We start from the raw sequence: 13,234 nt of genomic DNA on the forward strand, positions 1-13,234 counted from the left end.
TACTCCACCGCGACATCGCAAACAGGACATCACCATGTTGCCAAAGATTACCGCCTCTGCGCCCAGCGAGATCGCCGCGTCTGCCGGCGTCGCCTGCTCGACGCGGGAACGCCTTCTGCACTATGAAAACGAAATCGCGCTCATGTTCGAACGCGCCCAGCAACTCACCGAACAAGCCACAGCGATATTGGAGATGCTCGAGCGCAGGACGCCGGGCGAGCGACCCGGCGAAGTGCAAGGCGCATCCCCCCCGAACGACGCGCAAGCGCATGTCGGCCAGACATTCGAGCGCGACATGCAGCGCTGTGAATCGAAATCGCCGACACCGTCCGACGTCGGATCGGGGCTCGCCGCCGAGTCGCTGACATCGACGTCGGTCACGCGGCAGGCCCTGCAAGACGTCGGCCACGTTCCCTCAACAGCGCACGACCCCGTCGCAACATCACGGGACACGGGCATTTCCCAGCTGCCCGAAGCGCGCCCACCTCACTAAACGGCGGGCACAAAAAGCACTGCCCCCTGAGTATTGGCGATCGCGCCAACGCGTCAGGGGGCAGTGTGCGGCGCGAGGCACGCATAGCCTGCGACCGCGGTTTTCGTCAGTGGGGGTTACGTCTTCCAGCCCGGCGTGACGAACACGGAACGCACGTCGTCAAGCGTTTGCGAAACGGTCTCGCGCGCCCGTTCGGTACCGGCGCGCAGCATGTCCCACACATAGTCCGGGTTCTTCGCATATTGCTCGCGACGCTCGCGCATCGGGCGCAGCATTTCCTGCAGGCGTTCTTCCAGACGCGCCTTGACCTTCGAGTCCGCCAGACCGCCGCGCACGTAATGATCCTTCAGGGCTTGCAAGCCTTCCTTGTCCTGATCGAACGCGTCGAGGTACGCGAACGCCACGTTCCCCTCCAGGTGGCCCGGATCTTCGACCTTCAGGTGCAGCGGGTCCGTGTAGCACTTCTTCACGGCGGCGCGGATCTCGTCGGGCGTCGACGAAATGTTGATGACATTGCCCAGCGACTTGCTCATCTTGGCCTTGCCGTCGATGCCCGGCAGGCGGCCGATCGGCGGCACGAGCGCCTTCGCTTCGGTCAGGATCTCGCGGTTGGCCATGCGATTGAGACGGCGCACGATTTCGTTGGTCTGCTCGATCATCGGCAACTGGTCTTCGCCCACGGGCACCAGCGTGGCGCGAAATGCCGTGATGTCGGCGGCCTGACTCACGGGGTACGTGAGAAAGCCCGCCGGAATGTCGCGTTCGAAGTTGCGCAGGCTGATCTCCTGCTTGACGGTGGGGTTACGCTCCAGCCGCGCCACGGTCACCAGGTTCAGGTAGTAGAACGTGAGTTCGGTCAGCTCGGGCAGCCAGGTCTGCACGCAGATGGTCGTGACGTCCGGGTCGATGCCGACGGCCAGATAGTCGAGCGCCACCTCGGACACATTGCGATGGACCTTGTCGCGGCCCTTGCCTTCGTCGTCGGTGTTGTCGGTCAGGGCCTGCGCGTCGGCGACCAGAATGAATTGTTTGTACTCGTGCTGATATTCAACACGGTTTTTCAGACTACCGACGTAATGGCCCAGATGCAGCGGGCCCGTCGGACGGTCACCCGTGAGGATCACCTTGCGATCCGCAGGCGCCTTCGAAACACTCATTTTCCTCTCCGTAATCAAGCGTCACTCCCCGAATGGTAGCGCGTCGGCCCGACGACGGTACAGAAACCCCTCCCTCAGCCTGCTTCTCCATCGCGCGCAAGGATGCTCGGCGAAACACTGCCGACGGCACCCGATCGTGCGCCATCGGCATGAAAACGGGGGCCGAAGCCGTTCGAAACGAAGTCTATCCCTCGCTTCAGCGTAATTTCGGAAGTCCGATGACGCCACACCGAAAGGGAATGTCCAAATGGAATAGCTCCACGGAACCACGGATATCAAAATTCGGCCTCCCGCACCTAATGGCACCGGGAATACTCACTAAAAGGAGAGCGAAACATGCAACCTATCGAAATTGAACCGAAGCTGTCGAACCAATCGAACGACGCATACAACACTCCTCACACCGCTCCGGCAAAGCACGACTGAGGACCCCGGATTGGCAAATCGGGCGGCATGACCCGCGTCCGATTTGCAGAACGGGCATGTCAATGACACCAACCCTATTTATCAAGATCCTAGACGGACGACTTGTGCTCTGGGATTACCAAAACCACAAGCAATTTCTAATACGTCCAGAACACGCATCGCGGCTTCTGGAGTTGGTCGCCGGATTCGAACGACGCGACGATGCAATTGACAAGGAAATCACCGAAGCGGACCTGCTTTCGAATATTGACCCTCAGGAATGGGGCTGGGACTGCCTCTCCCGAATATTTCACGTTGGCACCCAGGTTCCCAGAAAAGAACATGCTCCCGAGCCCCGCCCTTATCTGGAATATATCCGACACTGTGCGTCGGTAGCAGATCGAATTCCCGAGAACGAAATATTACGTCCCGGGCCAATTACGCCGCTGCCCCCTCCTCAAGCGATCGTCGGGCGAGATTTTGACCGAACGCTTCGTGGTCGAAAGACCTGCCGTTCATTCTTGAATCGCTCAATACCGTTCCAGGACGTAGCAAATACCTTATGGGCAACTTTTGGTGCTGTCCATGGAGGCTCGCGAACTGACCTGGAACAGTTCGGAATGCGACCAGTAGGCTATCGACGCACATCCCCGTCCGGAGGATCGATGCAGCCGAGTGAGCCTTATCTTCTCGCTTTCAACGTAGGCGGTCTCGCCCCGGGAATCTACCACTACCGCTCCCTTCGCCACGAGCTTTCCTATATCGCCGCCGCGCCTGATATGAACATGCTATGCGACATCCTATGCGGCCAAACTGCCGCAAATGATCTGGCATACGGCGTCTTTGTGACTTCGCGCTTCGACAAGCTCTGGTGGAAATACCCACACTCTCGTGCTTACCGGGTCGCCTTGATGGATGTCGGTTGCCTTGTGCAAACGTTCCAATTGGTATCGACGGCGTTGGGTATTCAGACCTGGCCCACCGGATACTTCATCGACGCCGACGCCAACGCTCTGCTGGCCGTCGACGGAATAAAGGAGTCGGTTCTCTTTTTTCTGGGCGCGGGATACGGGGATGGCCCGGTCGCACGTGACGCGCTAGCGGCAATGCGATACTTATCCGAGGAAAACAACCGGTGAAAATTCTCTCTTTTAAACCCGGGCATGACGGCTGTGCGACCTTTATCGATGGCGGTGTTCTGCAGTTCTCGTACGAAGCGGAAAAGGACTCCTCTGCTCGATTTGCCGCCCTTGACCCGTCGTCAATTGTAAACGCGTTTCAGCAAGTCGCCTCCGCCCCGGATGTTATCGCAATAAGCGGATGGCAGGAAACCGGCGGAAACCTGACAAAATCAGTTGGCGGCGGATACTTCGGACTCGAAGTTCCTCCTAGTAGGACCATTACGATATTTGATCGCGAGACGATTCTCTTTTCTTCGTCGCACGAGCGTTCGCACATTCTGTGCGCTTACGCCCTTTCTCCCTTTCCACAAGGAACTCCATGCTACGCATTGGTGTGGGAGGGATATTTGGGACGATTCTATTATGTCGACGCAGCGCTGAATATTCGACTTCTATGCGACATCATGTGCGCACCGGGAATCCGATATGCTTTCGCTTACGGACTTATAGATCCCACGTTCAATCTTCCGAAAGCGGCAATTAGGCTTTCAGATGCGGGAAAGCTGATGGCGTTGGCCGCATTCTGCGATCACGTTGTCCCAACCCCGGAAGAAGAGTGCCTAGTCGAAAAGTTGCTTTCGAGACCAAAGGAAATTCCATATTTATCGAAAGAAGACTTCCGCGACTTTTCGCAATACAACTGTGGCGTCACATCAAACATCGGGAAGAGGTTGGCTCGACTGATTTCAGACGCCATATATACCCGCTTCGAATCAGCGATGCACCACCATATCCAGCGGCGTGCACCTCTCTTGATCGCTGGAGGTTGCGGCCTGAACTGCGACTGGAACTCGTCTTTCGCCGAGACGGGAATGTTCTCGGATGTCTTTGTTCCACCGTGTGCGAATGACAGCGGTTCTGCAATAGGTACCGCTGCCGATGCACAGTTTCACCTGAGCGGATCGGCAAAAATTGAATGGTCTGTGTATTCCGGCCAGCCTTTCATCCTTGACGAATTGAAGCACGAAGACTTCGTCTCGTTCCCGGCGTCACCATCTCTCGTTGCCAAGCATCTTTTCGATGGAGCAATTCTGGGCTGGGCTGACGGAAATGCTGAAATCGGACCCCGTGCGCTCGGACATCGCTCAATCCTCGCCAGTCCGTTGGAAAAAAGTACGCTTGAAAAAATAAATCTTCTGAAACGAAGAGAAGGGTTCCGCCCGATCGCGCCCATATGTCGGGAAGAGGAGGTGGCGGAACATTTCTTTCCCGCAACACCGAGCCCATTTATGCTGCATTTTCGCCGTGTGATCAATCCTCGGCTGCCGGCAATCACCCACGTTGACGGTTCTGCCCGGGTGCAGACGCTATCGAATACGCAGAATCCGAATCTTCATGAAGTCCTTGGCGAATTTCGTCGGCTTTCCGGGTTAGGCGTGTTGTGCAATACGTCGCTCAATTTCAACGGAAATGGCTTCATTAACCGATCATCCGATTTGGCTCGCTTCGCGAGCCAAATCGGACTAGACGGGTTCGTCATTACGAACCGGTTGTACATGCGAAAACAGAACATCACGCCACCACAGAGAGATCTGCTTTGACCTCTGCTTTGCGCGAAAGAAGCTACCTGCGCCTGCTTGCCTCGCGTGCGATTGGCGCCGCCGTTCTGTGGATAGACTTCACTTTGATCTTCGAAAGTCTGGCGTTCCAGTGGACCGTCGACTCCGTGGTCATCGGTCTTGCCATGATGCTCTATGGCGTTCCCGGCGTACTTGCTGGCCCCTGGGTCGGGGCCGTCGTTGACCGGCATTGTCCATGGTCAATGCTCCGCTGGAGCTATGTCCTGCGGGCGGCAGCGGCGTTGGCGCTTTGGCTCGCGCCCACCCTTCCCATTTTTCTGGTGTGCATCGCGTTGAAAGGCCTCGCCAACCTTCTTCCCGGCCCGGCAGAACAATTATTGTTTAGGCGATTGCTGAACAATGAAGCGCTTGTGGCCAATACGAGCCGCGTCGCCCTGATTGATCAAGGGGCGAAACTGCTCGCGCCGCTTTTTGCTGCAATGTGCGTGGCGTGTCACGTGCCGGGATTTGCCATTTCTGCTTCGCTGAGCATGACCGGCGTCATTCTGCTGTCTCGACGACCGTCGGAAAACCACGAGTCTGCGAGTGGCGCCAGCGGCTCGAATGGCTCCAATGGCTCCCGTCCTGTCTGGGCCGTCTTTTGCGCGGTTTTGCGAAATCATCCAGGCTTGCGCCGCGTCTTTGTTGTTACGTTATGCCAGGCGTTCGTACTCGGTTTTTATGATGCCTTGCTCGCTTTGTTCCTGAAAACCCGCGGGTATTCCGACGGTACCTTCGGAAATATCGTCGGGTGCACCGCAGCAGGCGCCATCCTTGGATCAGTGGTATTCAAGACCGCTGTGCAACACCTGTCGCCACGTACTTTACTCGCGACGTCGTCAATACTCTTTGGCGCTACCGTCTTGACGCCTGCCATCATGGTTTACGCAAACGTGGTCATACCGCCTTCCACCATGCTCTCCCTCTGGGTCGTCAACGGATTCGCATACGGTGTAGGCAGTATGTTGGTGATGCTCACGTTTCAGCAACACTGTCCGCGCGAAGTCCTGGGAACGGTAACGTCGACTGCACGGAGTACACAGATCCTACTGATGATCGTTGCCCCACTGTTGGGCGGCGCCCTGTCGAACATCACCAGTACCGAGTTCGTATTCTTTTGCGCCGGCGCCACGGCAGTCGGACTTGGGATATTCGCCGCGGCGGTCCCCGTCTCGCGGGACAAGCCTCATCGATAAAAATAGGGCGTGAGACAAAAAACATCGCTCACGCCCACCGTACTTCGTCGCATTTCAGCCCCTGCAATCCGACACACTGGCGGAAAGCGGCGCATTTAACTCAGCGCGTCGTCACCACCGGAATGCCCTTGAGCGACTTGCCGCTGGTGCGTGCGTGCGCCAACGCCTGTTCGACGGCGTCGCCCGTGGCCGGGGTAATGCCCAGGCGGCCGGCGATGGTCGCCTCCACACGTTTGGCCATCGCCAGATTCGCCAGCTTCACGTGACCGTAGCCGCGAATCTTCGCCGGCACTTCGGCAAGTGCGATCGCATCCGCCAGCGTATCGGCCGAGAGACCCGCCAGCGCACGCTCCATCGTCGCACGGTAATCCACGATCAACTGACGCTCCATGCGGCGCTCCAGCGTGTAACCGAAGACGTCGAGCGCACCGCCACGCAAGCCGCGCAACTTCGCCATGCCACGCAGCACCGGCCACAGCCACGGGCCGATCGTCACCTTCTTCGGCGCGCCACCGTCTTTGCCACGCGCGATGAGCGGCGGCGCCATGTGGAACTCCAGGCGGAAGTCACGCCCCGGCTTGCCCTCGAACGTTTCGCCCAGTGCGTCGGTGAATGCCGTTTGTGCATACAAACGCGCGACTTCGTACTCATCCTTGTACGCCATCAGACGCGACAGCTGCTGAGCGACGGCACGCGCCAAACACCCCGGCGCGCCGGCCACACGCGTTTCCGCATCGGCGACCTGCTGCACGAATGCCTTGAATTGGGACGCATACGCGGCACTCTGGTACTGCGTGAGCAACGCCACGCGATGGGCGACGAGCGCATCGAGCGCCATGTCGTCCCCCACCGGTGCATGCATCGGCGCGCGGGTAGCATCAGCGGCCTTCATCGTCGTCTCGGTGAGCGCGGCGGGATCGCCTGCGGCCAGACGTCCGATGGCCAATGCCAGCTGGTTCATCGGCACCGCCACGTTGTTCAGTTCGATGGCGCGTTGCAGTGCATGCAGCGACACTGGCACGAGGCCCAACTGCCATGCATAACCGAGCATGATGATGTTCGACCCCATCGTGTCGCCGAGGAAGCGTTGGGCCAGCGCCTGCGCATCGCACGCGTCGAGCTTGGCGTTCCCCGCTGCGTGACGCATCTTCTCGAGCAACGCGTCGGCATGCAGATTCGCGTCAGGGTTCTGCACGAACGTCGCGTTCGGAATGGCATGGGTGTTGACGACCACACGCGTGCGGTCGCGACGCACCGTTTGCAAGGCGTCGGCGCTCGCACCCACGACCATGTCGCAAGCGAGCAGCACGTCGGCCTGCTGCGTGTCGATGCGCACCTGATTGAGCGCCTGCGGCGTGTTGGCAAAGCGCACGAACGACAGCACCGCGCCGCCCTTCTGCGCGAAGCCCATGAAGTCGAGCACGGAAGCGCTCTTGCCTTCGAGGTGCGCCGCCATCGTGATGAGCGCGCCGATCGTCACGACGCCCGTGCCGCCCACGCCCGTGACCATGATGTCGAACGGCGCGTCGCCCGCGAGCGCCACCGGTTGCGGCAGCGCGTTAAGGCGTCCCTCGAACGCCGCCTGATCGAACGCGGCTGCGAGCGCCTTCTTCAACTGCGCGCCCTTGACCGACACGAAACTCGGACAAAAGCCGTTCACGCACGAGAAATCCTTGTTGCAGGACGACTGATCGATACGACGCTTGCGCCCCATCGCCGTTTCCACCGGCTCCACCGACAAGCAGTTCGATGCCACGCCGCAATCGCCGCAGCCTTCGCAAACCGCTTCGTTGATGAACAAGCGGCGATCCGGATTCGGAAATTCGTTTTTCTTGCGACGACGACGCTTCTCCGCCGCGCAAGTCTGATCGTAGATGAGCACGGTCGCGCCCGGGATCTCGCGCAGTTCGCGCTGCACGGCGTCGAGCTCGCTGCGATGATGGAACGTCGTGCCCTTCGGGAACTGCCCTTCGTGACCGACGTACTTCTCGGGCTCATCGCTCACCACGACGAGCTTCGCAATGCCTTCGGCCTCGACCTGACGCGCGATCTGCGGCACGGAAATCGAGCCGTCCACCGGCTGACCGCCGGTCATCGCGACCGCATCGTTGTATAGGATCTTGTAGGTGATGTTCGCCTTCGAGGCGACTGCCTGACGAATCGCCAGCAACCCCGAGTGGAAGTACGTGCCGTCGCCCAGATTCTGGAAAACGTGGGCACGCTTCGTGAAGTGCGAATGCGCCGCCCAGTCCACGCCCTCGCCGCCCATCTGGATCAGGCCGGTGGTATCGCGGTCCATCCACGACGCCATGAAGTGACAGCCGATCCCCGCCTGCGCGATGGAACCTTCGGGCACTTTCGTCGATGTGTTGTGCGGACACCCCGAGCAGAAGTACGGCACGCGGCGCACGCCGTCGGCAGCATTCGACAGGATGTCATGCGCCACGAGATCGACCACGCGCTCGCGGCGATCGAGCGTCGGACGATGCTTCGCCAGCCACTCGGCGAACACCGGCAGCACGCGCGACGGACGCAGTTCGCCCAGCGCGGAGAGCAAGGTGCGCCCTTCGGCATCGGTCTTGCCCAGCACGACCGGACGCGTGCCGGTGGTGCGGTTGTAGAGGTACTGCTTGATCTGCTGTTCGACGACCGGGCCCTTTTCCTCGATGACGAGAATTTCCTTCAGCCCGGCAACGAAGGTGTCCAGACGCGACATGTCCAGCGGAAACGACAGACCCACCTTGTAGATGCGCACTCCGGCCGCCGCGAGATCGTCGACCGTGATGTCCAGACGGCGCAGCGTTTCCATCAGATCGAGGTGCGCCTTGCCGCACGTCACGATACCGATATCGGCATCGGGCGCCGACGCAATCCACTTGTCGATGCTGTTCACGCGCGAGAAGGCGCGGACGGCGTCGAGCTTGTCGGCCAGACGCGCTTCGAGCGCAAGACTCGGCAGATCGGGCCAGCGGTTGTGCAAGCCGCCCGCAGGTGCAACGTAATCGAGCGGCTCGGTCCAGTCGGTACGGATCTTGTCGAGGTCGACCGTGCCGCGCGACTCGACCGTCTCGGAGATGGCCTTCAGACCCGCCCACGCGCCGGAAAAACGCGACAGCGCATACCCGTAAAGGCCGAATTCGACGAGTTCGCCAATATCCGCCGGATTGAGCACCGGCATGCTCCACGACATCATCGTGAAATCGCTCTGATGCGGCATCGACGAGGACACGCAACCGTGGTCGTCCCCCGCCACCACCAGCACGCCGCCGTGACGCGACGCCCCGTACGCGTTACCGTGCTTGAGTGCATCGCCCGCGCGATCCACGCCCGGCCCCTTCCCGTACCACATGCCGAACACGCCCTCGACGGTGCGCTCGGGATCCGCTTCCACACGTTGCGTGCCCATCACTGCCGTGCCGCCAAGCTCTTCGTTGATGGCGGGCAGGAATTTCACGTTCGCCGCATCGAGCAACTTCTTCGCCTTCCACAACTGCTGATCCACGCCGCCCAGCGGCGAGCCCCGATAGCCGCTGATGAAACCGGCGGTATTCAGGCCACGCGCGGCGTCGAGTTGGTGCTGCATCAGCAAGATGCGCACGAGCGCCTGCGTGCCGGTCAGGAAAATCTGGCCTTTGCGCGCCGTCAGCGCGTCGGAGAGTTGATAGTCGGGATGGGCCAGCGGGTTGGCCGTGGGCGTCGCGAGTGCGGCGCGCATGGGGGCATTCATTCGGTATCTCCTGATCCCCGCACCGGCTGTCGCGCTGTCGTCATCGGCGTCGGCCCGACATCCGGCGGTACTGCGGGGGCATTTGTTCTGTTCGTCTCGACGCGAATCGCATAGAACGGCCACGCGTCGGTTATGGAAGCAGTGTATGGGGAGGCCGGAGAAAGATTTTTACTATTTCACTCGTTTGAGCGCACAATAAGAAACGTTTATTTCGATAAAGGCAGTTTTGAGAAATGGAATTACTCGATAACTTTGCCCGACAGATCCTGCGCCTGTTGCAGATCGATTCCCGGCGCTCCGCGCAGGAGTTGTCCGAAAACGTAGGTCTGTCGGCCACGCCGTGCTGGCGTCGCATCAAGGACATGGAGCAAAGCGGCGTGATCCAGCGCTACACCGTGCTGCTCGACCGGGAAAAGCTGGGGTTGCACGTGTGCGCCCTCGCGCACGTGCAACTCACACGTCACACGGAAGGCGGCACGGAGCAGTTCGAGCGTGAAATCCGCTCGTGTCCCGAGGTCACCGAGTGCTACAGCACCACGGGGGAAGCCGACTACATCCTCAAAATCGTGGCGCCGGACATCAAGGCCTACGACGCGTTTCTGCACGAACACATCTTCCGGTTGCCTGCGGTCTCGAACGTGAAGACGAGCGTGGTGCTACGAGAAATCAAGTTCGACACGAGCCTTCCGATCTGAGCCCGACGGGCGGGGGGGCGATCATGGCTGCCGTGGTCGCCGGCGGGTGCCTGCGTGCCCTTGCGCGCCCTTCGTTTGCTTCCCACACGTTGACATTGCACAACATTCGCACTTGACGTCCCGGAAAATCCCGGCTAAAAATGCAAATGATTCTCATTTAAACATCGAATCAAGTTCTTCGTCCGAGGCCGACACAACGGCCGGGTGGCGCAAGAGTTTTTCGCCAGCCGCGCCTGCCAGCGTGTTGTGAAGCGTCGAGAAAGACGTTGACCACACGCCGATTGTCACGAGCGCTTGCCAGCCAGCAACGGGGTTTTTGCACTGGAGAGCAGCAGTGAAGCAGTCGTCGAGCGGCGGGGGCCGCGCCTTTGTCATGACCATGCGCCGGGGTTACGGCGTCAACGATTCGCGAAGCGGCGAGCGCGCCGGAATCGCGAGCTCGCGCCACCCGCGAGCGTCGGCGCCACGTCGGCGTCTGCACCCGCTGGCGGGTGCCGTGTTTGCCGCGTTCTGGCTGCCTGCCGCTTTCGCACAACAGGCGCTGGCCGACCATGCGCAGACGGGCCAGGCTGCACAAGCGCTCCAGATCGCGCAGGCATCGCAAAACTCGCCCAGAACGTCCGAAGCGCCCGGCATGCCCGGCGCCCCCTTGCAACTTGCCGAAGCCAATCTGCGTGAAGTGAACGTGACGGCAACGCGCACGCCGACGTCGAGCGAACGCACGCCGGCGTCCATTTCGGTCATCACCGATCAGGACCTCGAAGAACAACAGGCGCAGGACATCAAGGAGGCCCTGCGCTACGAGCCCGGCGTGACGGTGCGCCGCGCCCCCTATCGCCCGGCCTCGGCAGCCGCCGGTGGCGGACGCGACGGCAATTCCAGCATCAACATCCGCGGTCTCGAAGGCAATCGCGTCGCCCTCTTCGAAGACGGCATCCGCATGCCCTCCTCGTACGCGTTCGGCCCGCTCGAAGCCGGTCGCGGTGACTACATGAGCATGGACCTGCTGCGACGCATCGAAATCCTTCGCGGACCGGCCTCGTCGCTCTATGGCAGCGACGGCCTCACCGGCGTCGTCAACTTTCTCACCAAAGACCCGCAGGACCTGCTCGACGTGTTCGGCAAGTCCACCTACTTCTCGCTGCGCCCGTACTACAACTCCATGGACCGGAGCTTCGGCACGACGGCTCAGGCCGCGTGGGGTGGGGAGCAGTGGCAGGGCATGGTGATCATCGATGGCAACAAGGGCAAAGAACTCGACGGCAAAGGCACCAACGACACCGCCAGCACGGCACGCACGACCGCGAACCCGCAGGACACCAACGGCGACTCGGTGCTCGGCAAACTCGTCTTCAAGGCCACGCCGTTCTCCACGTTCAAGCTCACGGCAGAGACCGTGCGCCGACGCACCGACTCGGACGTGCTGTCCGCCGTCAACCCGCCGACCACGCTCGGCCTGCACACGAGCGACCGGCTAGAACGCAACCGCGTGAGCCTGGACTACGACTTCCAGGACGCCTCGCACCCATACTTCCAGAACGCCCACGCCCTGCTCTATTTCCAGGACGCGAAGAACAACCAGTACTCGTACGAAAAGCGCACGGCGGGCGATCGTACGCGCGACAACACGTACAAGGAACGCACCGTCGGGGGTTCGTTGCAGGCCGAGAGCAACTTCGCAACCGGCCCGCTCGCGCACAAGCTCGTGTACGGCACCGACGCGAGCCTCGCGTATGTCACCAGCTACCGCAACGGCACGGTGCCGGGAGTCGGCGAGTCGTTCCCGAACAAGGCGTTCCCCGATACCGACTACACGCTTTTCGGCGCGTTCCTGCAAGACGAAATCCGCTACGGCGCGCTCACCGTCACGCCGGGCATTCGCTACGACGCGTACTGGCTCTCGCCCAAGAAGAACGATCCGTTGTATGTCTCGCAGACCGCGTCGGGCGCCCTCGCGCCGCCGACCGAGTCCAACGATTCGGCATTCTCGCCGCGCCTGGCGATCATGTACGAGATCGCGCCGTCGCTGATTCCCTACGTGCAATACGCACGCGGCTTCCGCACGCCGACCCCCGATCAGGTCAACAACGGCTTCTCCAATCCGGTCTACGGCTACATGTCGATCGCGAACCCGAACCTGAAGCCGGAGACGAGCGACACGCTGGAGCTGGGGCTGCGCGGACGTCTCGCGACCACGCTCGGCCCTGTCACGTACAGCACCGCCGTGTTCGCGGGCAAGTACCGCAACTTCATTTCGCAGCAGAACATCAGCGGCTCGGGCCGTCCCAACGATCCGCTCATCTACCAGTATGTGAACTTCAGCCGCGCCAGCATTCAGGGTTGGGAAGGGCGAGCCACGTGGGCGCTCAAGGGCGGCATCACGCTGCGCACGGCAATGGCCTACACGCATGGCACGACCGAGGACAACGGCGCAGCCAGCCAGCCGCTCAACACCGTCAACCCGTTCTCGATGGTGGTGGGCGTGCGCTACGAGCCGAACAGCACGTGGTTCGCTCAGGCCGACCTCATGTTCCAGGCCGCCAAGTCGCAGAGCCAGATCGCCAGGTCCTGCACGGCAGGCACGCAGCAGAACCAGAACTGCTGGGCGCCGCCCTCGTCGATCGTGCTCGATCTGTCGGGCGGATATCACATCAACAAGCACGCGACGGTGTACGCGGGCATTTACAACGTGTTCGACCGCAAGTACTGGAACTGGTCGGACGTTCGCAACCTCGCCGAGAACTCGACCGTCAAGGACGCGTATTCGGCACCGGGCCGCAGTGTCGCTGTGAGCCTGAAGCTTCAGTACTGATCCGTCGGA

At 61.0% G+C, this 13,234-nt stretch carries 8 protein-coding genes; 6 read left to right on the plus strand and 2 right to left on the minus strand.

Features of this window, described 5'->3' with window-relative positions; genetic code table 11:
- Positions 1–34: 34 nt before the first annotated feature.
- A complete protein-coding gene (locus UC34_RS24360; RefSeq protein ID WP_072617539.1) occupies positions 35–493 on the plus strand; it encodes a hypothetical protein in 459 nt (152 codons plus the stop codon).
- A gap of 116 nt (positions 494–609) precedes the next feature.
- Here the strand turns inward: UC34_RS24360 and trpS are convergent, their stop codons facing one another.
- Positions 610–1,650, minus strand: a complete 1,041-nt coding sequence (trpS, locus tag UC34_RS24365; protein ID WP_044457519.1) for a tryptophan--tRNA ligase — start codon at positions 1,648–1,650, stop codon at positions 610–612.
- A gap of 482 nt (positions 1,651–2,132) precedes the next feature.
- On the opposite strand from trpS, the gene UC34_RS24370 reads away from it, so the two are divergent.
- From UC34_RS24370 to UC34_RS24380, 3 genes are read left to right on the plus strand one after another with little or no spacing between them, the layout of a single operon-like run.
- Positions 2,133–3,194, plus strand: a complete 1,062-nt coding sequence (locus tag UC34_RS24370) for a SagB family peptide dehydrogenase (RefSeq protein ID WP_237165194.1) — start codon at positions 2,133–2,135, stop codon at positions 3,192–3,194.
- Positions 3,191–4,777 (plus strand): carbamoyltransferase C-terminal domain-containing protein, encoded by a 1,587-nt coding sequence (locus UC34_RS24375; protein ID WP_072617540.1) that lies wholly within the window; start codon positions 3,191–3,193, stop codon positions 4,775–4,777. The genes UC34_RS24370 and UC34_RS24375 overlap by 4 nt, the downstream gene beginning before the upstream one ends.
- Positions 4,774–5,991: an MFS transporter gene (locus UC34_RS24380; protein ID WP_044457520.1), complete on the plus strand. Its 1,218-nt coding sequence runs from the start codon at positions 4,774–4,776 to the stop codon at positions 5,989–5,991. Before UC34_RS24375 ends, UC34_RS24380 begins: the two co-directional genes overlap by 4 nt.
- Positions 5,992–6,091: 100 nt before the next feature.
- Here the strand turns inward: UC34_RS24380 and UC34_RS24385 are convergent, their stop codons facing one another.
- Positions 6,092–9,706: an indolepyruvate ferredoxin oxidoreductase family protein gene (locus UC34_RS24385; RefSeq protein WP_044458640.1), complete on the minus strand. Its 3,615-nt coding sequence runs from the start codon at positions 9,704–9,706 to the stop codon at positions 6,092–6,094.
- A gap of 245 nt (positions 9,707–9,951) precedes the next feature.
- Here UC34_RS24385 and UC34_RS24390 point away from each other — a divergent pair, with 245 nt between their 5' ends.
- Positions 9,952–10,413 carry an Lrp/AsnC family transcriptional regulator gene (locus UC34_RS24390; RefSeq protein WP_044457521.1) on the plus strand — a complete coding sequence of 154 codons (462 nt, stop codon included), beginning with the start codon at positions 9,952–9,954 and terminating at the stop codon, positions 10,411–10,413.
- A gap of 373 nt (positions 10,414–10,786) precedes the next feature.
- Entirely contained in the window at positions 10,787–13,225 is a 2,439-nt protein-coding gene (locus tag UC34_RS24395) for a TonB-dependent hemoglobin/transferrin/lactoferrin family receptor (protein WP_084071073.1), read from the plus strand.
- The last annotated feature ends 9 nt before the right edge of the window (positions 13,226–13,234 follow it).

The organism is Pandoraea vervacti, from assembly GCF_000934605.2.
In the GTDB taxonomy this organism is placed as follows: domain Bacteria; phylum Pseudomonadota; class Gammaproteobacteria; order Burkholderiales; family Burkholderiaceae; genus Pandoraea; species Pandoraea vervacti.

Coding starts and splice junctions, on each gene's coding strand:
- UC34_RS24390 (WP_044457521.1), top strand. CDS start 9,952: ATGGAATTACTCGATAACTTTGCCCGACAGATCCTGCGCCTGTTGCAG.
- trpS (WP_044457519.1), bottom strand. CDS start 1,650: ATGAGTGTTTCGAAGGCGCCTGCGGATCGCAAGGTGATCCTCACGGGT.
- UC34_RS24385 (WP_044458640.1), bottom strand. CDS start 9,706: ATGCGCGCCGCACTCGCGACGCCCACGGCCAACCCGCTGGCCCATCCC.
- UC34_RS24360 (WP_072617539.1), top strand. CDS start 35: ATGTTGCCAAAGATTACCGCCTCTGCGCCCAGCGAGATCGCCGCGTCT.
- UC34_RS24395 (WP_084071073.1), top strand. CDS start 10,787: ATGACCATGCGCCGGGGTTACGGCGTCAACGATTCGCGAAGCGGCGAG.
- UC34_RS24370 (WP_237165194.1), top strand. CDS start 2,133: ATGTCAATGACACCAACCCTATTTATCAAGATCCTAGACGGACGACTT.